General features: G+C 51.5%; 22 protein-coding genes, 3 tRNA genes and 2 pseudogenes. 11 read left to right on the top strand and 16 right to left on the bottom strand.

Translation table 11 applies throughout. The features are described 5' to 3' along the window. The first annotated feature begins 9 nt into the window (after window positions 1-9). The 6 genes and pseudogenes from livM (at window position 10) to ACOTXI_RS05190 (ending at window position 4,226) form a co-directional block, all read left to right on the top strand. The gene (livM, locus tag ACOTXI_RS05165) at window positions 10-1,284 is read left to right on the top strand and encodes a high-affinity branched-chain amino acid ABC transporter permease LivM (protein ID WP_058653424.1); all 1,275 of its coding nucleotides are present in this window, start codon (window positions 10-12) and stop codon (window positions 1,282-1,284) included. Next, window positions 1,281-2,155, top strand: a pseudogene (locus ACOTXI_RS05170) (ATP-binding cassette domain-containing protein). Before livM ends, ACOTXI_RS05170 begins: the two are co-directional and overlap by 4 nt. After that, window positions 2,152-2,868: an ABC transporter ATP-binding protein gene (locus tag ACOTXI_RS05175; RefSeq protein WP_008500393.1), complete on the top strand. Its 717-nt coding sequence runs from the start codon at window positions 2,152-2,154 to the stop codon at window positions 2,866-2,868. Before ACOTXI_RS05170 ends, ACOTXI_RS05175 begins: the two are co-directional and overlap by 4 nt. 154 nt (window positions 2,869-3,022) lie before the next feature. Next, window positions 3,023-3,514 (top strand): Hcp family type VI secretion system effector, encoded by a 492-nt coding sequence (locus tag ACOTXI_RS05180; protein WP_008500392.1) that lies wholly within the window; start codon window positions 3,023-3,025, stop codon window positions 3,512-3,514. Beyond that, window positions 3,511-3,990, top strand: a complete 480-nt coding sequence (locus tag ACOTXI_RS05185) for a DUF2778 domain-containing protein (protein ID WP_008500391.1) — start codon at window positions 3,511-3,513, stop codon at window positions 3,988-3,990. The genes ACOTXI_RS05180 and ACOTXI_RS05185 overlap by 4 nt, the downstream gene beginning before the upstream one ends. Then, window positions 3,987-4,226, top strand: coding sequence for a hypothetical protein (locus tag ACOTXI_RS05190; protein WP_023325544.1), 240 nt, complete (start codon window positions 3,987-3,989; stop codon window positions 4,224-4,226). The genes ACOTXI_RS05185 and ACOTXI_RS05190 overlap by 4 nt, the downstream gene beginning before the upstream one ends. A gap of 118 nt (window positions 4,227-4,344) precedes the next feature. Here ACOTXI_RS05190 and ACOTXI_RS05195 read toward each other — a convergent pair whose 3' ends face one another. From ACOTXI_RS05195 to uvrY, 7 genes are all read right to left on the bottom strand, one after another. Further along, entirely contained in the window at window positions 4,345-5,022 is a 678-nt protein-coding gene (locus ACOTXI_RS05195; protein ID WP_032622786.1) for a DUF2076 domain-containing protein, read from the bottom strand. Window positions 5,023-5,324: 302 nt separating this feature from the next. Continuing rightward, window positions 5,325-5,411, bottom strand: a tRNA-Leu gene (locus ACOTXI_RS05200). A gap of 11 nt (window positions 5,412-5,422) precedes the next feature. Continuing rightward, window positions 5,423-5,496, bottom strand: a tRNA-Cys gene (locus ACOTXI_RS05205). Between the two features lie 46 nt (window positions 5,497-5,542). Further along, a tRNA-Gly gene (locus ACOTXI_RS05210) sits at window positions 5,543-5,618 on the bottom strand. Between the two features lie 152 nt (window positions 5,619-5,770). Beyond that, window positions 5,771-6,319, bottom strand: coding sequence for a CDP-diacylglycerol--glycerol-3-phosphate 3-phosphatidyltransferase (gene pgsA, locus ACOTXI_RS05215; protein WP_008500348.1), 549 nt, complete (start codon window positions 6,317-6,319; stop codon window positions 5,771-5,773). A gap of 56 nt (window positions 6,320-6,375) precedes the next feature. Next, entirely contained in the window at window positions 6,376-8,208 is a 1,833-nt protein-coding gene (uvrC, locus tag ACOTXI_RS05220) for an excinuclease ABC subunit UvrC (RefSeq protein ID WP_008500347.1), read from the bottom strand. Then, entirely contained in the window at window positions 8,205-8,861 is a 657-nt protein-coding gene (gene uvrY, locus ACOTXI_RS05225) for a UvrY/SirA/GacA family response regulator transcription factor (RefSeq protein ID WP_008500346.1), read from the bottom strand. Before uvrY ends, uvrC begins: the two co-directional genes overlap by 4 nt. Window positions 8,862-9,232: 371 nt before the next feature. Between uvrY and ACOTXI_RS05230 the strand changes: the two are divergent. Next, window positions 9,233-9,301: pseudogene (locus ACOTXI_RS05230) on the top strand (hypothetical protein); the annotation flags it as partial. Between the two features lie 25 nt (window positions 9,302-9,326). Beyond that, a complete protein-coding gene (locus ACOTXI_RS05235; RefSeq protein WP_008500345.1) occupies window positions 9,327-9,551 on the top strand; it encodes a DUF2594 family protein in 225 nt (74 codons plus the stop codon). A 66-nt stretch (window positions 9,552-9,617) separates the two neighbouring features. On the opposite strand, the gene sdiA is transcribed toward ACOTXI_RS05235, so the two are convergent. The 9 genes from sdiA to ACOTXI_RS05280 form a co-directional block, all read right to left on the bottom strand. Continuing rightward, window positions 9,618-10,340, bottom strand: a complete 723-nt coding sequence (sdiA, locus tag ACOTXI_RS05240; RefSeq protein WP_058653428.1) for a transcriptional regulator SdiA — start codon at window positions 10,338-10,340, stop codon at window positions 9,618-9,620. 221 nt (window positions 10,341-10,561) lie between these two features. After that, window positions 10,562-11,314: an L-cystine ABC transporter ATP-binding protein TcyN gene (gene tcyN / locus ACOTXI_RS05245; protein WP_008500343.1), complete on the bottom strand. Its 753-nt coding sequence runs from the start codon at window positions 11,312-11,314 to the stop codon at window positions 10,562-10,564. Further along, entirely contained in the window at window positions 11,311-11,979 is a 669-nt protein-coding gene (gene tcyL, locus ACOTXI_RS05250) for a cystine ABC transporter permease (protein WP_008500342.1), read from the bottom strand. Before tcyL ends, tcyN begins: the two co-directional genes overlap by 4 nt. A 21-nt stretch (window positions 11,980-12,000) precedes the next feature. Beyond that, window positions 12,001-12,987: a D-cysteine desulfhydrase gene (gene dcyD, locus ACOTXI_RS05255; RefSeq protein ID WP_058653430.1), complete on the bottom strand. Its 987-nt coding sequence runs from the start codon at window positions 12,985-12,987 to the stop codon at window positions 12,001-12,003. 106 nt (window positions 12,988-13,093) lie between these two features. Continuing rightward, window positions 13,094-13,894, bottom strand: coding sequence for a cystine ABC transporter substrate-binding protein (gene tcyJ, locus ACOTXI_RS05260; protein WP_021240470.1), 801 nt, complete (start codon window positions 13,892-13,894; stop codon window positions 13,094-13,096). A gap of 86 nt (window positions 13,895-13,980) precedes the next feature. Further along, entirely contained in the window at window positions 13,981-14,532 is a 552-nt protein-coding gene (gene fliZ / locus ACOTXI_RS05265; RefSeq protein WP_008500339.1) for a flagella biosynthesis regulatory protein FliZ, read from the bottom strand. Window positions 14,533-14,586: 54 nt separating this feature from the next. Next, a complete protein-coding gene (locus ACOTXI_RS05270) occupies window positions 14,587-15,306 on the bottom strand; it encodes an RNA polymerase sigma factor FliA (protein WP_008500338.1) in 720 nt (239 codons plus the stop codon). A gap of 247 nt (window positions 15,307-15,553) precedes the next feature. Beyond that, entirely contained in the window at window positions 15,554-18,886 is a 3,333-nt protein-coding gene (locus ACOTXI_RS05275) for a hypothetical protein (RefSeq protein WP_084831977.1), read from the bottom strand. Window positions 18,887-19,014: 128 nt separating this feature from the next. Then, a complete protein-coding gene (locus tag ACOTXI_RS05280) occupies window positions 19,015-19,905 on the bottom strand; it encodes a flagellin (RefSeq protein WP_058654150.1) in 891 nt (296 codons plus the stop codon). 390 nt (window positions 19,906-20,295) lie between these two features. Here ACOTXI_RS05280 and fliD point away from each other — a divergent pair, with 390 nt between their 5' ends. Genes fliD through fliT form a run of 3 tightly spaced genes read left to right on the top strand, consistent with a single transcriptional unit; the run spans window position 20,296 to window position 22,519 of the window. Next, window positions 20,296-21,720: a flagellar filament capping protein FliD gene (gene fliD, locus ACOTXI_RS05285; protein ID WP_058654151.1), complete on the top strand. Its 1,425-nt coding sequence runs from the start codon at window positions 20,296-20,298 to the stop codon at window positions 21,718-21,720. Window positions 21,721-21,734: 14 nt separating this feature from the next. After that, a complete protein-coding gene (gene fliS / locus ACOTXI_RS05290) occupies window positions 21,735-22,139 on the top strand; it encodes a flagellar export chaperone FliS (protein WP_058654152.1) in 405 nt (134 codons plus the stop codon). Between the two features lie 5 nt (window positions 22,140-22,144). Beyond that, window positions 22,145-22,519 (top strand): flagella biosynthesis regulatory protein FliT, encoded by a 375-nt coding sequence (gene fliT / locus ACOTXI_RS05295; RefSeq protein ID WP_103786983.1) that lies wholly within the window; start codon window positions 22,145-22,147, stop codon window positions 22,517-22,519. The last annotated feature ends 31 nt before the right edge of the window (window positions 22,520-22,550 follow it).

Consider the following 22,550-nt stretch of genomic DNA (forward strand, 5'->3'; position numbering starts at 1 on the left):
GAGACAATGATGACGTCACACGGTTTTTCACTTAAACGCTGCATTCTGGACGCGATTTTCTCCGGGCTGATTGCGCTGATTATCTTCGGCCCCATTGCAGGTGTGGTGCTGGACGGATATAGCTTTACCTTCGCCGGGCAGCGACTGGCCTGGATGGTCGGTATCGTCATGGCAGGGCGTTTTCTGCTGAGCGCTTTTTTAGGTACCGCTGCCGGTGCTCGTTTCCAGGCGCGCTTCGAGGCCGATAGCGCGGGCGTATATGTCCGCCCCCCGGAATATAAAAGCCGCATGCGCTGGATTATTCCTCTGGTGATTACCCTTGCGATTTGCTTTCCGTTTGTCGCCACCAAGTATGTTCTGACCGTCGCCATCCTCGGGCTGATCTACGAGCTTCTCGGTCTGGGGCTGAACATCGTCGTGGGCCTGGCCGGTCTGCTGGATCTGGGGTATGTCGCGTTCTATGCGATTGGTGCGTACGGCCTGGCGCTGGGATACCAGTATCTCGGCCTGGGCTTCTGGAGCATGCTGCCGCTCGCGGCAATCATGGCCGCTGCCGCAGGTGCCCTGCTCGGCTTCCCGGTACTGCGCATGCACGGTGACTATCTGGCCATCGTCACCCTCGGCTTCGGGGAAATCATTCGCCTGATACTGAACAACTGGCTGACCTTCACCGGCGGCCCCAACGGCGTGTCTGCCCCTCCCCCCACCTTTTTCGGTCTTGAGTTTGGGCGACGCGCAAAAGAAGGCGGCGTGCCCTTCCACGAGTTTTTCCACCTGACCTACAACCCGAACATGAAGTTTATCTTTATCTACGCGGTGCTGTTTCTGGTGGTGATGCTGGTGCTTTACATCAAGCACCGCCTGACGCGCATGCCGATTGGTCGGGCGTGGGAAGCCCTGCGCGAAGACGAAATTGCCTGCCGCTCAATGGGGTTAAATCATGTTCTGGTTAAGCTTTCCGCCTTTACGCTGGGCGCGTCCACCGCAGGCATTGCCGGGGTGTTCTTCGCCACCTATCAGGGGTTCGTGAATCCGACCTCCTTTACCTTCTTTGAATCGGCATTGATCCTCGCCATTGTGGTGCTGGGCGGTATGGGTTCTACGCTGGGCGTAGTGCTGGCCGCCTTTGTGCTCACGGTAACGCCGGAGCTGCTGCGCAGTTTTGCCGAGTACCGCGTCCTGCTGTTTGGCATGCTGATGGTGGTGATGATGATCTGGCGTCCACGCGGTTTGATCCGCATTAACCGCAGCGGGTTTGCCGTGCGTAAGGGCGTCGCACCATGAACGAAACGATATTACGCGTTGAGCATCTGATGATGCATTTTGGCGGGATTAAGGCGCTAAACGACGTCAACCTGGACATGCAGCGCGGCTCCATTACCGCCCTGATTGGCCCCAACGGGGCGGGAAAAACAACCGTGTTTAACTGCCTGACGGGCTTCTACAGAGCCTCCGGCGGCAACATTTTGTTTAATACCCGCCATAAAACGACCAACGTTATTCAGGTCCTCGGGCAAAATTCCAGCCCGGCGACTGGATTAACCCCGCGCAGTTCGGGCAGCGTCTTTTCTACAAAATGTTTGGCGGAACCCACCTGGTCAACCGTGCCGGGCTGGCGCGCACGTTTCAAAATATCCGTCTTTTTCGCGAGATGTCGGTCGTGGAAAACCTGCTGGTCGCGCAGCATATGCGCGTTAACCGTAATCTGCTCGCCGGGATCTTAAATACGCCGGCATACCGGCGGGCGGAAAGCGACGCCCTGGACAGAGCCTTCTACTGGCTGGAAGTGGTGGATCTGGTGGAGTGCGCCAATCGCCTGGCGGGAGAGATGTCATACGGCCAGCAGCGGCGACTGGAAATCGCGCGGGCAATGTGTACCGGGCCGGAAATGATCTGTCTGGATGAACCCGCCGCCGGGCTTAACCCGGTTGAAACACACAAGCTGAGCGGCATTATTCGCTTTCTGCGGGATCATCACGACATCACGGTATTGCTAATTGAGCATGATATGGGGATGGTGATGGACATTTCGGACGACATTATCGTGCTCGACCACGGCGATGTGATTGCCAGGGGGAAACCCGAGCAGATCCAGCATGATGAAAAGGTCATTGCCGCCTACCTGGGCACGGATGAAAGCGAGGTCTCCCTATGAGCGAACCGCTGCTGGCTTTTCGCGAGGTGGATGTGTTTTACGGCGTCATTCAGGCGCTGAAGCAGGTCTCTCTTGAGGTGAATAAGGGGGAAACCGTGGCGCTGATTGGCGCAAACGGCGCGGGTAAATCGACATTGCTGATGTCCATCTTCGGCCAGCCCCGTATCCGCAGCGGGCAGATCCTGTTCTGTGGTGAAGATATCAGCCATCAATCCACCCACTACGTTGCGTCCGGCGGCATTGCGCAGGCACCGGAAGGCAGACGTATCTTCCCGGATATGACTGTGGAAGAGAACCTGCTGATGGGGACCATCCCCATCGGCAACCAGTTTGCCGCTGAGGATATGCAAACCATGTTCGACCTTTTCCCTCGCCTTAAGGAGCGACGTAAACAGCGCGCGATGACCATGTCCGGCGGAGAACAGCAGATGCTGGCGATCGCCCGGGCGCTGATGAGCCGTCCGAAGCTGCTGCTGCTGGATGAGCCCAGCCTGGGCTTAGCCCCGATTGTGGTGAAGCAGATCTTCCAGACGCTGCGCGAGCTGGCCCGCAGCGGCATGACCATTTTTCTGGTGGAGCAGAATGCGCACCATGCGTTGAAGCTGTCTGACCGCGGGTATGTGATGGTGAACGGACAGATCCGGCTGAGCGGCAGCGGTGAGGAATTGCTGGGGAATCAGGAGGTGAGGAAGGCGTATTTGGGCGGGGTGTGATTTGACACCTAAGGAACCATTAGAAATATTTTCATATAAATAACAATGAGATATTCACGAAAAGTATAGCACGCAATGCCTTGAGAAGGCCTGAGTTTGTTGATTTATTAGTCTTTGACAATCACGTCAAACTCACTGAAAAGGAGCGTTCAGAATGGCTATACCCGCATATTTATGGCTCAAAGATGACGGAGGTGCGAATATTACAGGTTCTGTAGATGTTCAGCACCGTGAAGGTAGCATTGAGGTTTTATCGTTTGGCCATGGTTTACACATTCCAACCGATGGCAATACAGGGAAACTAACCGGTACCCGCGTCCACTCCCCACTAACAATCGAAAAAGAGTTTGATTCATCCTCGCCTTACCTTTACCGGGCTGTAGCAACTGGCCAGACCCTAAAGTCAGCTGAAATCAAATGGTACCGTATCAACGATGCAGGGCAGGAAGTTGAGTATTTCAACATGCTTTTAGAAAATGTGAAAATCGTAGGGATAACGCCTGTAATGCATAACGTAAAAAATCCCTCAATGGAAAAACACAATCACCTTGAGGCGATAGAACTGCGTTATGAGAGAATCACATGGAAGCACTGCGACGGGAATATCCAGTTTACTGACGGCTGGAATATTCGGGTTACAGCATGATTATTGCTCGCTATGCATTGAATGGCTTACCGTCATCTATTCTTACCGTTCCGGGTATAGGAAACTTTCCGGCATTCTCAGGCCAGCTCTATGGCAGAAACAATCCGACTATGGCAAGCAAACCAGAAATCGGACCTATCCCGCCAGGACGTTACTTCATCGTGAACCGACAGAGCGGAGGCAGGCTCGGAGGACTAAGTGATTTTGCCCTGAAAAATATTTATGGCACCGATCGCTCAAAATGGTTTGCCTTATACAAAGATGACTGGCAGATAGATGATCAAGTATTTGTTGAAGGTGTCCGGCGTGGCCATTTCCGCCTCCATCCGATAGGACCAAGAGGGTTAAGCGAAGGCTGTATAACCCTTCTTCATCTGAGTGACTTTGATTACTTGCACGAAGCTCTTATGAAAACAACTATGATGCCGGTACCTTGCACGAGCTTTAAAGCTTACGGGACAATAACAGTAACATGAGGACTTTTATAGAAATCACCTTCAGCCTTGCAATCGGTCTTATCAGTTTTCTTTTATATACGCGCTGGCTTTTTATTTTGATACCTGTCGAATGGGCTTATGCCGTGATGGACCATTTCGGGACATACGGGATAGAAGAACTGGAGGATACGTTAGTCGATATCGCCTCTTTGTTTGGATTGCTTCCGGCAATTCTTACAGGTTTGTTAGTAAGAAAAGCAGTAAAAAGAATGTGATTTATGAGCCTTCAGGCTTAGCCTCGAAGGCTTTTTTGACCCGGAAAAGCAAAACCCCGAAAGTTGGATACCCAACTTTCAGGGTTAACTTAATTTCGATGGTGACACGATAACGTCGTTAAATAAAACTATCGTCGTCATTGCTGTAGTCGTCATCTACATCGTCGTTCTGCCAGACGTCGTTATTACTGCCGAACGGATCGTTCTGGTTGAGGAAACGGGTGTCAGAGACGTTATTAACGTCGCCGTATTGATTACCGACAAACGGTTCACCACCGACGGGCATTGTCGGCTCTTCGATGATGTTCACGATCTCTTCCGGCCGCGACTGATGGAACATGCTGGTAAGCATCTCGGCAAGCGCGATGCCACCGGCCACGCCAGCGGCTGTCTGGAGCGCGCCAGCCATAAAACCGCCGCCGCGAGTAGCCGACGCTGGCGCCCGAGAGTAATCCTGCGCCGGCGGCTGTTGCGGCTGGGCATTCCAGCTGTTGTCAGGCTGCGGGTTACTTTTCCCGCCACCAAACAGGCCGCCGAGGAAGCTGCCGCCCGTCGAGGGTTTGCTTTTTTGCGCGGCTAATTCGCTTTCAAGCTCCTGAACCCGGGCCTGCAGACGTTTCAGCGCCGCTTCCTGAATCAAAATCGACTGCGCCATATAGTAGGGGGCCGCAGGCTGCTGTCTGACAAATTCAGCGATCTGACGCTCTGCATCTGCATCCCGTTGGCTGTTTTGTTGTTCGGCCTGTTTAAGACGCTCGAAAAGGCCGTTGATAAGCTGCTGTTCTTCATATTGCATGACAATAACCTTCCGCTCTCCAGGGTGGATACCGACCAGTTTATCAGCGGCGGCAACCTGTGTCTGGCGAGTGAAATGTTTGTTTAAGATTGGTTGCAGGTTAGCTGACAATCGCCCTGCTTTCCGGGCTTGATATTAGAGAGTCAGGCTTAACGTTCTGGTATGGCAGCAAATTCCCGGGCACAGCACGATCGTGATGACGATGAGATACGCTCACTTCGCGCTAAACTGGAGGCACAAAAAAACCACCTTTCGGTGGTTTCACGACACTGCTTATTGCTTTGATTATTCTTTGTTTCCCATGGTAGCCGGAGTGGGACTTGAACCCACACAGCGCGAACGCCGAGGGATTTTAAATCCCTTGTGTCTACCGATTCCACCATCCGGCCAGGGAAGAAAGTGGAGGCGCGTTCCGGAGTCGAACCGGACTAGACGGATTTGCAATCCGCTACATAACCGCTTTGCTAACGCGCCGTAAAACTTTTCAAACTGACACCCGCTGTTGCGCATGTCTTTAATCTGGAGCGGGAAACGAGACTCGAACTCGCGACCCCGACCTTGGCAAGGTCGTGCTCTACCAACTGAGCTATTCCCGCATGTCATCAAGTAAATGTCTAACCACTTGATTTCATTATCGTCCGGCTTGCTGTGCCGCCGTTCGATGCGTTGCATTCTACTGATATGACGTTATGAGTCAACGTTATTTTTTGCATCCCCGGATCGTTTGCTGAAAATTACGGCGAAACGATCACTGATCAAGCAAATCTCCGCGCGCAGCGTTCAAATATTGCAGCATTGACCACAGCGTCAGCACTGCCGCCACCCACAGGAGGCCAATCCCCGCCCACTCAACCCAGGCGTTCGGACGCCACAGCATCCAGACCAGCGCCGCCATCTGCGCCGTCGTTTTCACTTTACCAATCCAGGAAACCGCCACGCTGCTGCGTTTCCCCAGTTCCGCCATCCATTCGCGCAGCGCAGAGATAATAATCTCACGGCCGATCATGGTTGCCGCAGGCAGCGTCACCCACCAGGTGTGATAGTGCTCAGCCACCAGCACCATCGCAATCGCGACCATCACTTTATCCGCCACCGGATCGAGGAAGGCGCCGAAACGGGTGCTTTGATTCCAGCGGCGCGCCAGATAGCCATCAAACCAGTCTGTTACCGCTGCAATAAGGAAGATCAATGCGCAGGCAAAGGGTGCCCAGACAACCGGCAGGTAAAACGCCAGCACAAAGAACGGGATGAGTACGACACGAAAAAGAGTGAGCAACGTAGGGATGTTATATTGCATAGTGACGGTAACTATTTGTTGTCAGTAAAATTTAGCTCTATGTTGCTACAGAGCCCTCAATGTTTCAACGAGTAGTAGATCTTTTCTGCCAGCCCTTGCGAAATACCCGGCACTTTTGCAATTTCCTCCATGCTGGCGTTGAGTAATCCTTGCAATCCGCCCATATACTTCAGCAGCATCTGGCGACGTTTTGGCCCCACGCCTTCGATCGTCTCGAGTGAGCTGGTGTTTTTCACCTTCGCCCGTTTTTTGCGGTGACCGCTGATGGCGTGATCGTGCGATTCATCGCGAATATGCTGAATGACGTGCAGCGCCGGAGAGTCCGGCGGCAGGCTGAAGCCCTCACCTTCCGGCTCGAAGAACAGTGTCTCCAGACCGGCCTTACGATCGGCCCCTTTTGCGACGCCCAGCAGCAGCGGATGGTTTTTATCCCAGCTGACATCAAGCGATTCAAATACCGCTTTCGCCTGGCCGAGCTGCCCTTTCCCGCCGTCAATCAGGATCACATCGGGGATCTTGCTCTCTTCTATGGCTTTACCATAGCGACGACGCAGCACCTGATTCATCGCCGCATAGTCATCGCCCGGCGTGATGCCGGTGATGTTATAGCGGCGATACTCGGCGCGCAGCGGACCGTTAGCATCAAACACCACGCAGGACGCGACCGTCTGTTCACCCATCGTATGGCTGATGTCGAAACACTCCATCCGTTTCACTTCCGGCAGCTTCAGCAGCGCCGCCAGGGCCGTTAAACGCTGGTGCACCGTCGACTGCTGCGACAGCTTCGTGCTCAGCGCCGTTGCCGCGTTGGTCCGCGCCAGCTTCAGATAACGCGCGCGATCGCCGCGCGGTTTGGTTTGAACATTGACCCGGCGCCCCGCCAGTTCAGAGAGCGAATCGGCCAGCAGGGTTTTATCGTCAAGATTAAAATCGAGCAGGATTTCAGAAGGCAGCGTGCGCATCTGGCTGCCCTGCAGATAGAACTGGCCGACAAAGGTTTCCACCACTTCACCCAGTTCGGTACCGCCAGGCACTTTCGGGAAATAGCTGCGGCTGCCGAGCACTTTGCCCTGGCGAATAAACAGCACGTGCACGCAGGCCATTCCGGCGTCAAAGGCCACGCCGATGACATCAAGATCGTCACCGGTATTTGAGACAAACTGTTTCTCAGTCACTCTGCGCACCGCCTGGATTTGGTCGCGGATACGCGCGGCCTCTTCGAACTCGAGTGCGGCGCTGGCTTTTTCCATCCGCGCGATCAGCTGCGTTAACACCTGATCGTCCTTGCCTGCTAAGAACAGGCGCACATACTCCACCTGCTGGGCATACTCTTCTTCACTCACCAGCCCGGCCACGCACGGTCCCAGGCAGCGTCCAATCTGGTACTGCAGGCACGGGCGCGAACGGTTACGGTAAACGCTGTTTTCACACTGGCGGATCGGGAAGATTTTTTGCAGCAGCGCCAGCGTTTCTCGCACGGCATAGCCGTTGGGGAACGGCCCGAAATATTCACCCTTCGCATGTTTTGCACCACGGTGCATAGCGAGGCGCGGATGGGTGTCGCCGCTCAGAAAGATAAACGGATAGGATTTATCATCACGCAGCAGGACGTTGTAGCGCGGCTGGTAGAGCTTAATATAGTTGTGCTCAAGCAGCAGCGCTTCTGTCTCTGTATGCGTGACGGTAACATCAATATTCTGAATGAGTGAGACCAGCGCTTCGGTCTTACGGGAGGCCAGGTTACTGCGAAAATAGCTGGAGAGACGTTTTTTAAGATCTTTTGCCTTCCCCACATAGATAACCGTACCGCCAGCGTCATACATGCGATAGACGCCAGGCTGGCTGGTTACGGTTTTCAGAAATGCTTTTGAATCGAACACATCACTCACTGACTTAACAACGTCTCCGCATTACACAAACCATGTCGGATGGCCAGATGCGTCAGTTCGACGTCACCATGAATGTTCAGTTTACTGAACATCCGATAACGATAGCTGTTTACCGTTTTCGGGCTGAGATTCAGCTGTTCCGAGATCTCATTCACCTTCTGACCTTTGGTGATCATCAGCATAATCTGCAATTCACGCTCGGACAAACTGGCAAAGGGTGATTCGGTTTTCTCGGGCTCGATCTGACTCAGCGCCATCTGCTGAGCGATGTCGGACGCAATATAACGCTGTCCGGCAAACACGGAACGGATAGCATTGACGACTTCCTGCGGTGCAGCACCTTTACTCAGGTAACCCGCGGCCCCCGCCTGCATCACTTTCGCGGGCAGTGGATTTTCGGTATGCACAGTCAGCATGATGACTTTGGTGTCTACAAAGGTACGCGCGATTTTGCGTGTTGCTTCAAGACCACCGATACCGGGCATGTTCATATCCATCAGCACCACATCGGCGGAGTGGGTACGGCACCATTTTACCGCATCTTCGCCACAGCATGCCTCACCGGCAACTTTAATACCTTTAATATCTTCAAGAATGCGTCGTATCCCTGCGCGCACCAGTTCGTGGTCATCAACAAGAAGGACGTTGATCAAAGGAAATGTCTCCAGAATAGGGATAACGCTACTGTGTGATAATTTGGTTTATATTAACGGTTTTCCTGACAAGATTAAAACGTTAAAAAACCGGCTATTCGATTTTGCTCTCGTTTTTGGAAATTAGGCTGTACAGGCGGTGGAAAGAGAGCCCGTGCATTCTGGACTCTTGCAGCTTTTTTTAACCATCTGTATTCAAAAAGTTACAAAAAACGGGCTGGCTTAACCTGCGCAAAAACAGGGTTCAACTTTTTGTAACAATAATTAACGGCCAGCGAACCCGACCTAAACAATTAATAATCATTAAGCGGGTTGAGTTTACCGGTACGATCTGTTTACGCAATTAAACATCGGCGTAAAAGTACGAAAAACAACCGCTGCATTTTTTGCTTCAGCTTGTGGTATACTCCGCCGCCTTGACTTTCGTCGTCGCGCTTTAGCGCCGTTTAATAATGAGGAAAATAAATGAGCACACCTGAATTTGCCACTGCGGAGAATAACCAGGAACTGGCACAGGAAGTAAACTGCCTGAAAGCACTGCTAACGCTGATGCTGCAGGCGATGGGCCAGGCTGATGCCGGTCGTGTGATCATTAAAATGGAAAAACAAATCGCGGAGATGGAAGACCAGGCTGAATCAGCGGTATTTGCTAACACCGTTAAGCAAATCAAGCAAGCGTACCGTCAGTAACAAAAAACGGCTGGATGCAGTGCATTCAGCCGTTCGCTCGTCTGTCACGCAGAACGTTTTACTGCGTCAAATCAGTCCCGTTGCCGCCGCATAGCACGCGATCTGCGTCTTGTTGGGCGCGTTGAATTTCTTCTGCATATTCTTCTGATGGAAGTTAACGGTATTCTCTGAGATCGAGAGAATGATCGCTATTTCCGCTGACGTCTTCCCTTCCGCAGTCCATTTCAGAATTTCACGCTCGCGCTTGCTGAATTTCATTTCCGGCGGCATGACCATCTCATCGTCAAAACGCATCAGCGAGGTTAAGGCCATTTGCACCAGCATTTGCAACCGCAGCTCTATTTCTTCATGGGCTAATGGCCCTTCCTGTACACGCGTACGAGAGACGGACAGGAAACCAAGCGCATGATTTGGCAGCATCAGGCACTGCGTTATTCCCGAGCGTAAACCGTGATCCTGGGCGCTGTGCCATAATTCCTGCGCCTCAGCGAATAATGCATCTGTCCAGGGGAGATGGCCCTGAATGAAATTCTCCGGTTTTAAAACCGGATCAATCGCGAAATAGTTCGCGGATTGATATTGCGCCATCCACAACTTTGGGTAAGTGGTTTGCAGGGAGATCTTAGGGCGGGTAAATGGCACGGGATGGCGCACGCAGAGCGCGTAATAATCGAATTCCAGCGCCTGAGTTTGTCGCTCCAGCTCATGATATACCTCGGCGGCACAGGTCAATTCCTGAAACCGGAGGGAGCAATCCCGTCGCCAGGTGAAAAAGTCTAAATCCTTCATACTTACTAAATGAAGCCTCTGAACAGATAATCATTATTATGGTGAATATAAGCTAACACATAAAACTTTTTTCTAGCCACAAAATATCGGCAATAGCACAATTAACTTTACTATCGATAAGGTTTATCCGATCTGGATGGAATAAAAAAACAGAAGCCCTCGTGCAGAGGGAGAATAATTTGCTCCAGAGTCAATTTCTGGAGCAAATGCGTGCAAAAATGCTACTGCATAAGGAATTTTTCAAGGAATTGACGGGTTCGCGGCTGTTGAGGGTTAGCGAACAGGCTTTTCGCTGGCCCCTGCTCCACAATCCGTCCCTGATCCATAAAGATGGCTCTGTCAGCGACATCGCGCGCAAAGCTCATTTCATGGGTCACGATCACCATCGTACGTTTCTCCTGTGCCAGTTGGCGAATGGTGTTCAGCACCTCGCCCACCAGTTCCGGATCGAGCGCAGAGGTCGGTTCATCAAACAGGATCACGTCCGGGCGCATCGCCAGCGCGCGCGCAATCGCCACGCGCTGCTGCTGCCCGCCCGACAGGCGACGCGGATAGCTGGTCTCTTTCCCCGCCAGCCCGACTTTGGCGAGCAGTTCGCGAGCCCGCGCCGTCGCTTCTTCTTTTGGCTCACCTTTAACGATCACCGGCCCTTCGATGATGTTCTCCAGCACAGTACGATGCGGGAAAAGGTTGAAGTTCTGGAAAACAAAGCCGACATGCTGGCGCAGGCGGCGAATCAACCCTTTCTGTTGGCTGATGGATTTCCCGGTATCAATCGTGATCTCCCCGACCCGGATGGTACCGCCTTCCGGCTGTTCAAGCAGGTTAATGCTGCGCAGCAGCGTCGTCTTACCCGAACCGCTCGGTCCAATAATCGCCACCACTTCGCCCTGCTCGACTTCCAGATCGATCCCGTGGAGCACCGTTTGACCGTGGAATTTCTTCACCAGGTTTTTGACGTCAATTGCACTCATTTTGGATCACGCTCCTGGCGGTTAAGCTGGTTTTCGAAATAGTTTTGCAGAGCAGAGAGCACCGTCGCCATCACCCAGTAAATCAGCGAAGCGGCCAGATACATGGTAAAGACCTCAAGCGTACGGGAGGTGATGAGCTGTGCCTGACGGAAAAGCTCCGGAACCTGAATCGTTGCCGCCAGGGAGGTATCTTTCACCAGGCTGATAAAGCTGTTGCTGAGCGGCGGAAGCGCCACGCGTGCCGCCTGCGGCAGGATGGCCCGGCGCAGCGTCTGCCAGGGCGTCATCCCGATACTGGCCGCCGCTTCCCACTGCCCTTTGTCAATGGAGGAGATGGCCGCACGCAGGGTTTCGGAGGTGTACGCCGCGGTATTGAGCGACAGGCCAATCATCGCCGCCGGGATCGGATCCAGCTCGATTCCGAACTGCGGTAAGCCGTAGTAGATCATAAAGAGCTGGGCGATAAGCGGCGTACCGCGAAACACGGAGATATAAAAGCGCGCCAACCAGCGCACCGGCAGGACAGGCGACAAGCGCATTAAGGCCAGTATAAATCCCAGTACCAGCCCAAAGAACATCCCGCCGATACTGAGCTGCAACGTAAATACCGCACCTTTCAGCAGGTACGGCAGAGAATCAATAACCAGTTGAATACTTTCTTGCATTATTATTTTTCGACCTGATTTTTAAACGTGAGGATGGTAGGCAAACAGCGCAGGCGCTCCGCCGGTATGGACAAATAAAATCGGCCCTTCATCCTTAAAGCGTTTTTGCGCAATGCCGTCGATCAGTCCGGCCATCGCTTTGCCGGTATAGACCGGATCGAGCAGTATGCCCTCGAGGCGCGCCAGCAGTTTCACCGCTTCCATTCCCTCATCGTTCGGCGTGCCGTAACCCGGCGCAAAATAGTCATCCCAGAGGAGAATATCGGCCGTGGAATTCAGCTCCAGCTGCTCTGCGACCGCCTGCTGTAGCGTAACCACTTTCGGCTTCTGATCCGCCACGCTGCGGGACACCGTCACGCCAATCAGTTCGACCTCCGGAAGCAGTTGCTCCAGCCCCACCGCCAGCCCGGCATGGGTGCCCGCACTGCCGGACGCGACCACGACGGAGGAGAGACTCACCGCCCCCTCGCACTGCTGCGCGATTTCCAGCGCGCTTTCAACGTACCCCAGCGCGCCCAGCGCATTCGAACCGCCGACGGGAATAACGTAGGGGCGAAAACCCTGCGCTTCCAGACGCGTCGCCAGCTCATCGAGCTGGGCGGTCGGGTCGGTCAGCGCGTCAACCATCTCAACCTGCACGTTAAACAGGTCTAACAGCAGGCGGTTACCGTTGGTGAGATAGTTTTCAGCCCGCGTGCCAATCGGGTTTTCCAGCAACGCCACGCAGTGGAGCCCAAGCTTCGCCGCCACGGCCGCCGTCTGGCGAACGTGGTTGGACTGGATGGCCCCGGCAGTGATGAGCGTATCCGCACCTTCGCGCAGGGCGTCCGCCGCCAGAAACTCCAGCTTGCGCAGCTTGTTGCCCCCCATCGCCATGGGCGTCACGTCATCACGCTTAATAAAAATATCGCGCCCTAAATAATCAGAAAATCGCGGGAGATACTCCAGCGGCGTCGGCGCGCCGATGAACTCCAGGCGGGGAAAGCGCGTTAAATTCTGTAGTGACATGGATGCTCCGGTAACTCAGACAAAATGTGATATTTTTCATTATGCACGCAGACGCGTAAGAAATAAAAAAGGCGCTTTTAAAAGCGCCTTTTTTTACGTCAGAAATTTATTTCGTGACGTCTGCCCCGAACCACTTCTCGGAAAGCGCCTTCAGGCTACCGTCTTTTTGCATGTCAGCAATCGCGGAATCAATCGCTTTCACCAGGTCTTCGTTACCTTTACGAACGGCCACGCCGGATTCCTGACGAGAGAACGCATCACCCGCTACCGCCAGGGTGTTGTTGGTTTTCTTCACCAGATCCAGTGCTGCCAGGCGGTCAACCAGAATGGCGTCGGTGCGGCCCACGCGCAGATCCTGGTATTTCGTCGGGTCATCATCATAGGTGCGGATATCCACGCCCTGAACGTTCTGGCGCAGCCACTCTTCGTAGTTGGTTCCCAGACCGACACCGACTTTCTTCCCTTTCAGGTCCGCAGCCGTTTTGATGGTGCCTTCGTTGCCTTTCTTCACCAGCGCCTGAATACCGGACACGGTATACGGGGTGGAGAAGTCATACTTCTTCTTACGCTCGTCAGAGATGGTGACCTGGTTGATGACCACGTCAATGCGTTTCGAATCCAGCGACGCCAGCATACCGTCCCATTTGGTCGGTTTCAGGGACGCTTTCACACCGAGGTGTTTCGCCAGCTCTTCAGCAAACTCCACTTCAAAACCGGTCAGCTTGCCGTCATCGCCCTGGAAGCTGAACGGAGGATAGGTTCCTTCCAGCCCGACCAGCAGCGTACCGCGCTCTTTTACTTTATTCAGCAGGTTTTCTGCGGCGAACGTTTTCACGCTCATGCCCGCAACCAGCGCAACGGCCATAACACCCATCAGCGCCTGACGACCCAGAAGTGCAAATTTCATAAATACCCCGATATAGTGGAATTTTTACGTAGTGTAGAGAAATCGCCTGCAACGTCAAAGGCGACTGCGCTACATCTTATTCTTTTTTAATATATATCAGAAGTTGTTCCGGCGTGGGCTTTCTGCTTTATGGCACCCGGCATTTGTACCTTATATTGTGCGTACTTGCGCAGCGCAATCCGGTAGTTGTTGGTGCTGGTCGCAGGCAACCACGGCTCCAGGTTCTCGTCGAGATAACCGGTTTTGAGCAGATCGCGGGAAATGTTGTTCACGGTCAGATGCTGCCCGAGGCGGCGCAGGCGAACTACGTATTCGCGAACGGTGCCGTGGCTCATCTCCGTTTGTTCAAACAGGAACTGCTTGAAGCCGATAATGTCGAAGAAGTCGCTTTGCTCTTTGCAGTGGAGATCGCCACAGAAACGGCAAAGCGCCACCCACTCTTTTTGCTCTTCGAGCCATGCTGCTTCGTCCATCAACGTGTCGAGGCGCGAAATCGCGATCTTATTGACGATTTCGCCGCGGCGAACCAGCGTGATACGATCGAGTAACTTGTTACAGTGGGCGCAATGCGTCTGGCTGTGTTTAAAGTCTTTCAGGTAGCGGCTTAAAGGCCGTCTTTTAGATTGCTGCACCGTCATGATAACTCCTGGTTGTCAATACGTTGTGCGGCATTTTTAAGGTGAATCAATCACCTATAACTTACCCAGCTTGGTTCGTAAGCGTTTAATGGCCTGGCTGTGCAGCTGGCTCACCCGCGACTCTCCCACCTCCAGAACAGCGCCAATCTCTTTGAGGTTAAGCTCTTCCTGGTAATAAAGGGTCAATACCAGCTGTTCGCGTTCAGGCAGAGCTTCAATCGCTTCCATGACGCGCTGGCGTAAATTCCCTTCCATTAAATGGTGTAACGGGTTTTCTTGCTGGTGCTCATCCGTCACCAGCTCGATGCTATCGCCATGCTCTTCTCGCCACTCGTCATAAGAGAAGAGTTGGCTATTATTGGTATCGAGCAACATCTGACGATACTCTTCAACAGCAATGCCAAGACGATCCGCCACTTCGGTTTCCGTTGCGTTGCGTCCCAGTTCCTGTTCCAGCTGCCCCATCGCATGCGCCACTTCGCGTGCGTTGCGGCGAACACTGCGTGGCACCCAGTCACGGCTGCGCAGCTCGTCCAGCATCGCACCACGAATACGCTGAACTGCGTAAGTCGTAAATGCCGTTCCTTGCAGAGCGTCGTATCGGTCAACTGCATTCAATAACCCGATACCGCCCGCCTGTAGCAGATCGTCGAGTTCCACGCTCGCCGGCAAGCGCACCTGGAGGCGCAATGCTTCGTGACGCACCAGCGGGACATAACGCTGCCACAGCGAGTGTTTATCCATTACACCTTCAGCGGTATAGAGTGAATTCACGATAAACAGCCCTGCGTTAGTTGAGTTATCGGCATGATTATCCGATTCTGGAGGGGTTTTAATCGGGAGAATAGTGGGTGAAATGGGGGGTTATTTAGGGGGTTATCAGAAATCAGGTTGCTTCAAGACCATAAAATAGCGGCAATAATTCCCTATAACCTGATGAAGTTACTCATAAATCGGCCTTACTTCCCTTAATTGTTAATGGAAACGGATGAAGGGCGGCCTTTAACCGCCCTTCATTGGTTTAAGCTGCAACAAACATATATTGCTTAAGCATACTATCCAGTACAGGTTTATTGATGTTTTGTTTTAAACGGAAAACACCTGTGCTTTCCACGATGTCTACAGCCTCGAGAAATTCAAGCACGACGTGATAATCTGAACGGTTCCAAAAATCAGGAATGAAGATGCGGGTATCAGCCGTGTTTTTCTGCTTTTCAAGCGTATGCTTGATGGCGTTTAAAGTGCAGGCCACACGGAAGCGTCCATCCACCAGAATAAGATCGAAAGGCTGATCATATTTGAGGATAGCCGCACTGTAATCGGCAAATTTATCCTGATGTGAGTCATCCACCGGATAGCCCCACTCTTTGGTTGGACCGATATCAACATATTCAACTTTGCACAATTCACCGGTCTCTTTATGCAGAGTATCGACCCAGAACTTATCGCTTTCAACGCCATAGACAGCAACATTGTTGCGTGCAGCCAGCTTTGTCGACCCTCCGCTACCAAACTCAAAGTATGCCTCGGCTTGTTTGATATGTTTTTCAAACAACGCGATTTCACTTTGTGACATTCTTGGCATAACCGGAATAATCGTTTTTGCGGTCTCGAAAACTGGTCCTGTGCTTTTACTCTCTTCACCGTTCAGACTATTAAGATAATCCTCAGCACGTTCATATGAGGTTGCTGAAAGCACATGCCAGGCCGCATCTTTCATGTCATAAACTGAATGAAGAATGAAGGCTAATTTCTCATTCTGGCTTTTATCAAGGATATGCAACCGTTTTTCATCTGGAATGAACAGCGCCTTCGCGGATAGCATTTTAGAAGATGCTATGTCACCAAATTTAGGGTGTGAGACAGGATTTTCGTATTCAATTTCATTAAAGGCGTGGAATACCAACCCATAATCACTGAGCAAGGACGAGATCGCCTCAAACGACATTTGGTCCTGATGCGTTTGGACAAAACTGATGCGCACATCAACAGCCAAACACCCCTGAATAATGTGTGAGCCAAACTCAAAAACAGGTTTAAGATCGAACTTATTATCCAGCGCTAATAATTCAAGTTTTTCTAGGCCATGAATATTATCGAGTTTTGATGACTGTGACTGTAGTGCAACCAGAATTTCTGCTCCCGAATTTCCTGCATCAGCAATAGGTTTCAACGTACTGCTAAGTTGATTATCCAAGCACATATAGACTGGCGTCAATTCGCCATTGCCCAGCGCATGCAGTTTGATATGTTGGATTGATTTACGGCGCGGTGGCAGGTGATTATCATTTATCACCCCAAGCGTATCCATGATAACGAAGAAGAATGAATCCAGCTCAGTCAGACTGATAAATTTCTTACTCATGGCAAAACTGCCACCGAAATCCATCATCATAATTCTGCCCGCCAACTGGAACGAGAAATCTTTACTTTCGACTCTTTTTTCCACGGTCGCGGCACCTCCAGGCATCTGCAGTACTACGGGTTCATTATCATCATGGAAATACGGAGCTTCGCCATGATGTAAGGTGAGCGCCTCAGGCTTTTTGCCCTCGCAGTAGCGTTGCCATACTGCACGCATGGCGTCAGCAAAGTGTTTCGCAAAACGCTGACCATCGCAGACTGGGGAGGCGAGCAAAATCTCACGTATATTGCTGCGAATAATCTCCAGGCTGGATAAGTCTTGCGTCAGACCCACGGTAATATCGATAAAGTTTTGCCAGTCAGAGGCGACCAGTTCCTGCAGGCCAGCGTTCACAAGGTGCGAAGCTGAGTGGCGTCCGGCAAAGGTCGGGCCAGGTAACGTGACCACTGGCACCCCCATCGCAAGGGCTTCACAGGTGGTCAGCCCGCCAGAGTACGGCCAGGGATCAAGGGCAATATCAACATCACTATAGCACGCCAGAAGTGCGTGGTGCGGTGCCATCCCTTCAATACGAACACGATCGCGCGAAATGCCATGCCCTTCGAGAGTGCTAAGAATACGCTCTTTCAGGTTTTCGTTATCAAAGTTAAAACTTTTCAGAAACAGTCGGGAGTCCGGGACGCTGTGTAGTAACACCGCCCACTGATTCAATAACAGGTCATTGATCTTAGACGCATTGTTAAAACAACCGAAGGTAAAGTAACCTTTGGATTTAACCGGCATATCGCTGACAGGCGGCAGATAGAAAGGCGGGTCGTAGCAAATGTAGTCATCCGGCATACGGATCAACTTTTCAGTATACAGTGAATCCGCCCACTCCGGCGTTTCGATGGAGTCGCTGAGCAGGTAGTCCATGCCGGCCAGCCCGGTGCTGCTGATTAACCCCCCTACCCACTTGATTTGAATAGGCGCAGGCTGCAGCTGGAAGGTTTGCATACGGCTGTTAGCGTTGTATCCGCAGAGGTCGAACAGAATATCAATCTCGTCATCGCGGATAATCTTATCAAGTTCGGCGGCGCCAACATGCTCAACGACTCGCCAACTGGCGCACATGCGCTTCAGTCGATGGGTCAGGTGATCTTCCTGATAGTTGGTGCTGTAGGCGTAGAATTCGATCTGGGAGGCGGGAATGTGCTCCAGCCCCATCACAATCATCTGCCCGACCGGATGCATGCGCAAACCATCCGAGACAAAACCAATACGCAGACATTTATCTGGTGCTTTATTTTTGGCAACCGCACGCTTAACCGAGCGCGGGGGGAACTTTTCCTGCCAGTTTTTACACAATTCAAGAATGTCTGCGGCGCTGCGCTCCGGATTATAGTGCGCACCAACGATACGGTTAAAATAAGGCGTAGGGTTATCTTTTGAGACTTCACAGCTGTGCTGGTACGCCTCATCCATCTCGTTGAACTGGCTCAGGTCTTGTTGGACAATCGCCAGGTTATTCCAGTAGAGCCAGTTAGCTGGCATTTCCGTAGTTAACTGCTTATAAAGCGCCTGTGCCTGTTCATATTTTTTTGCTTTCTGCAGAACGGTAGCGTGAAGCAGACGCAGCGGCCTGGCGGTACTCTTGTCTATACGAGATATCGCATCCGTTAGATATTCTTCTGCTTCCGACAAACGATCGCTGCGGTATAACAAATCTGATTTTGCATAGATGGCTTCGACATTAGTCCTGTCAATTTTCAGTGCATTATCAATACATTCACCCGCCTGGAAAAACTGCCCCAGTCTCTGATGAGCGCGTCCAGCGATGACCAGTAGCAGGATATTATCCTTATTATTCACCATTAGCTCATTTACCAGAGCAAGAGAATCTTGTGGGCTGGTAGTTAACCAGTCCACAGCAAGACGCATCTTCTCATTAAGCAAATTATTAATAGCCTGTTTACTATTTGGGAAAGACGTGGCGGGTGATTTTTTCATAAAGGCACATTAATCCAGGTTAAACCGTCTGGCTGAGATTGGGCGTTCAGTATAAAAAGCACAAAAAAAAATAACGGGTGAAATACCCGTTATTTTTTAGCTTAATTAGACAGATTGTTACTCAGCGATTAACGCAGCAGGGACAGAACTGTCTGAGGAACCTGATTAGCCTGAGACAGTACAGAAGTACCAGCCTGCTGCAGGATCTGCGCGCGGCTCATGTTGGATACTTCTGTCGCGTAATCGGCATCTTCGATACGGCTACGAGCTGCAGTGATGTTGTTAACAGTGCTGTTCAGGTTGTTAACGGTAGATTCGAAACGATTCTGGGTCGCACCCAGGCTTGAACGCAGGGAGTCAACGTCAGAAATTGCTTTGTCGATTTCAGTCAGCAGATTGGTGTTAACAGTTGCAACGGTCGCAGTGGTACCGGCAGCAGCAGTGTAGGCTGACAGGATGCCAACAGCAGCTGCACCGGTGGAGCCTTCGGTGATACCAGTCAGGCCTGCGGTGCTGAACAGAGTGGTTGAATCGATCTTCTTAAGGGAGATACCGATGGTTTCGTCGTCGTTTGCGCCAACCTGGATGTTCAGAGTCTGTGCAGTAGACAGTACTTTTACGCCGTTGAAGCTGGTCTGTGCAGAAACACGGTTGATTTCTTTAACGCGGTCAACGATTTCGTTGTTGATAGAAACCAGGTCATCACCGGAGTTAGTATCGTTGTTTGCCTGTACAGTCAGTTCACGAATACGCTGTAAGTTGGTGTTGATTTCGTTCAGTGCGCCTTCGGTAGTCTGTGCAACAGAGATACCGTCGTTAGCGTTACGTGCAGCCTGAGTCAGTCCTTTAACCTGTGCGGTCATACGGTTAGCAATTGCCTGGCCAGCAGCGTCATCTTTTGCACTGTTGATACGCAGACCAGAGGACAGACGCTCGATCGCAGTACCCAGGGAAGACTGAGATTTGTTCAGGTTGTTCTGAGTAGTCAGGGACAACAGGTTAGTATTGATAACTGCCATAATTTTATTTCCTTCAAAAATGGGTTTAGGTTTCGGTGCCTAACACTCACGGCGTCTCTCACCGTCAACAAGGTTATCGACGCGTCCCAAAAAGACTTTAGAATCAATTTCAAAAAAAAATTATTTCATTGATTCATATGTGTTTATATATCAAACCTGCTTTGCGGTGACGCATCCTAAAAGCAAATCCTCTGCCCTGTCAGTGTTTGTTTAACACTTCTCGTTCATGGACGTAAGTTGCCCTTTTCTTTACCTCAAGGTGTAATCCAGCTATAAGCCCCCGCCTCTGGTGGCTATTCCAGGGATTATTTTTTTGTCTCTGGCGTAAACTTTTCCACCATTGCGCCGATAAAGAGTCCTGTTCTACCACCGCATTTAAGGAAAAGAGATATGGCTACTATCACTAACCTCGGGATAGGCTCAGCAGGACTCGGGGACTTGTATAATCAGTTAGATACAGCAGAAAGAACGAAGCTGAAAACCATTACAACCCAGCAGACGACCTACAATGCGCAATTAAGCGCGTACGGTAAGCTGCAGAGCGCCATGACAAATCTACAAACTGCGACGGCTGCACTGGCAAAACCTGCGACCTGGAACTCCACGTCTGTCAGCAGTACGAATACCGCGTTCACGGCGACAACCTCGACCGAGGCTTCTACCGGCACGTTTACGGTCAACGTGAACCAAATGGCCAAAGCGCAGGTCCTGAGCAGCGGCTCTATTTCAAGTAATACTGAAAAATTGGGTGAAGTAACCGGTGCTAAACGTACCATTACAATTACCCAGCCAGGTACGAAAAAGCCGCTGGAAGTTGAGCTCTCTGACGCAGACACGTCTCTGAGCGGCATCGCTAGCGCGATTAACAAAGCGAACGGCAACGTCACCGCCAGTGTTATTAAAGCTAAAGATGGCGACTACCGTCTGTTGTTGACTTCGAAATCAACGGGTACCGACGGTCAGATGACCATTAATGTCACCGGCGACAATACCTTACAGGCAGCGATCGGTTATGACTCTGCAAGCGCTACGGGTGCACTAACCGTACAGACGAAAGCACAAAATGCCATCATGGTGGTGAATGACATCATCATCGAGCGTCAGAGCAACACGATTTCTGATGCGCTGCCGGGCGTGACGTTTACGGTCAAAGCGGAGAGTAAAGCAGACGAAACGCTGGATATTACCCGTGCAACCGATGCAAATCAGAAAGCGATCTCTGACTGGGTAACGGCATATAACTCGCTACAGTCCACCATCAACAGCGTCACCAAGTATGTGGCTGTAGACGCGGGTGAAGATCAGTCCGCCAGCAACGGGGCATTAGTGGGTGACGGTAATGTCCGTAGCATCCAGGCGCAGCTTCGCAGCATGTTGACGGATATTCAAAGCGGCTCCGTACAGATTATGGCGCAGATAGGTATTACTCAGGACCCGGCGAAAGGTAGCGATGGCACTATGGGTAACCTGAAAATTGACAATGATAAACTGAAAAAGGCACTAACAGACAACCCTGCTGGTGTACAGCAATACTTTATCGGTGATGGAAAAACCACCGGGCTGGCCACTAAAATGAGCAGCACGCTGGATTCTATGCTGAGTACCAGCGTCGGTAAAACCGGGGTCATCCAGAATGCCAAAGACGGTATCAATAAAACACTTAAGAGTCTGAGTGAACGCTACGATGATATGGAAGCGTCTATCGATGCAACTATGGCGCGATACAAAGCCCAGTTTACCCAGTTGGACGTACTGGTGACGAAAATGACCAATACAGCGAACTATCTGACTCAGCAGTTCACTAAATCATCATAAATGTAGGAGTAAGTATGTATAACACCTCTGGTGTCCAGTCCTATCAAAATATAGGAGTGGAAAGCGCGGTGATGAATGCCAGCCCTCACCAGTTGATTGTCATGCTCTTCGATGGGGCGCACAGCGCCCTTATCCGAGCGCGCTTGTTTCTTGATGCAGGACACCTTGCAGAGAAAGGCCTGGCGCTTTCAAAAGCAATCAATATCATCGACAACGGATTGAAATCAGCGCTGAACATGGAGGCTGGGGGAGAACTGTCAATTAATCTGGCGTCTTTATACGAATATATGGTTCGACGGTTATTAATTGCGAATTTGCATAACGACGTTGAGGCAATTGTTGAGGTTGAAAACCTTTTAAACAATATTGCGGATGCGTGGAAGCAAATTGGCCCCAATGCGTCCTCTATCTCAGGATAATTTTGATGAATATGCCCAGCGCAGCGCTTAGTCAATGGCACGCTTTACATGCTCAAAGCATAACGATGCTAAATCTTGCTCATACCGGTAAGTGGGATGAGCTCATTGAGCAAGAGATGCATTACGTACAATTGGTGGAAAGTATTTCCAGTAATCCCATTACGTCGTGCCCTCCTGCTCAAGTAGAGCAAGCGCGTTTCCTGTTAAAAAAAATCCTCGAAAATGAGAGTGAACTTAAAGCGCTGCTCCAGTCCCGAATGGATGAATTACGCAATCTCATCGGCCAGACCGGTAAACAGCAATCCATCACGTCTACCTATGGAAAGCTGTCAGGGAATATTCTTTACCCAGAAAGTTTTACCCGCGACACACAACTATGATTTCTTCATCCATACTCCAGAAGTCTGCCAA

Origin of the sequence: Enterobacter cloacae complex sp. BZL2005 (assembly GCF_049238885.1) — a bacterium.
Lineage (GTDB): Bacteria > Pseudomonadota > Gammaproteobacteria > Enterobacterales > Enterobacteriaceae > Enterobacter > Enterobacter roggenkampii.

Bases quoted from the DNA above. Each gene is read 5' to 3' on its own strand.
- dcyD (WP_058653430.1), bottom strand. From the start codon at position 12,987: ATGTCACTACAGAATTTAACGCGCTTTCCCCGCCTGGAGTTCATCGGC.
- livM (WP_058653424.1), top strand. From the start codon at position 10: ATGACGTCACACGGTTTTTCACTTAAACGCTGCATTCTGGACGCGATT.
- ACOTXI_RS05280 (WP_058654150.1), bottom strand. From the start codon at position 19,905: ATGGCAGTTATCAATACTAACCTGTTGTCCCTGACTACTCAGAACAAC.
- ACOTXI_RS05195 (WP_032622786.1), bottom strand. From the start codon at position 5,022: ATGCAATATGAAGAACAGCAGCTTATCAACGGCCTTTTCGAGCGTCTT.
- ACOTXI_RS05180 (WP_008500392.1), top strand. From the start codon at position 3,023: ATGGCTATACCCGCATATTTATGGCTCAAAGATGACGGAGGTGCGAAT.
- sdiA (WP_058653428.1), bottom strand. From the start codon at position 10,340: ATGAAGGATTTAGACTTTTTCACCTGGCGACGGGATTGCTCCCTCCGG.
- fliD (WP_058654151.1), top strand. From the start codon at position 20,296: ATGGCTACTATCACTAACCTCGGGATAGGCTCAGCAGGACTCGGGGAC.
- fliZ (WP_008500339.1), bottom strand. From the start codon at position 14,532: ATGACGGTGCAGCAATCTAAAAGACGGCCTTTAAGCCGCTACCTGAAA.
- ACOTXI_RS05190 (WP_023325544.1), top strand. From the start codon at position 3,987: ATGAGGACTTTTATAGAAATCACCTTCAGCCTTGCAATCGGTCTTATC.
- ACOTXI_RS05175 (WP_008500393.1), top strand. From the start codon at position 2,152: ATGAGCGAACCGCTGCTGGCTTTTCGCGAGGTGGATGTGTTTTACGGC.
- ACOTXI_RS05235 (WP_008500345.1), top strand. From the start codon at position 9,327: ATGAGCACACCTGAATTTGCCACTGCGGAGAATAACCAGGAACTGGCA.
- fliS (WP_058654152.1), top strand. From the start codon at position 21,735: ATGTATAACACCTCTGGTGTCCAGTCCTATCAAAATATAGGAGTGGAA.
- tcyN (WP_008500343.1), bottom strand. From the start codon at position 11,314: ATGAGTGCAATTGACGTCAAAAACCTGGTGAAGAAATTCCACGGTCAA.
- fliT (WP_103786983.1), top strand. From the start codon at position 22,145: ATGAATATGCCCAGCGCAGCGCTTAGTCAATGGCACGCTTTACATGCT.
- ACOTXI_RS05185 (WP_008500391.1), top strand. From the start codon at position 3,511: ATGATTATTGCTCGCTATGCATTGAATGGCTTACCGTCATCTATTCTT.
- tcyL (WP_008500342.1), bottom strand. From the start codon at position 11,979: ATGCAAGAAAGTATTCAACTGGTTATTGATTCTCTGCCGTACCTGCTG.
- pgsA (WP_008500348.1), bottom strand. From the start codon at position 6,319: ATGCAATATAACATCCCTACGTTGCTCACTCTTTTTCGTGTCGTACTC.
- ACOTXI_RS05275 (WP_084831977.1), bottom strand. From the start codon at position 18,886: ATGAAAAAATCACCCGCCACGTCTTTCCCAAATAGTAAACAGGCTATT.
- tcyJ (WP_021240470.1), bottom strand. From the start codon at position 13,894: ATGAAATTTGCACTTCTGGGTCGTCAGGCGCTGATGGGTGTTATGGCC.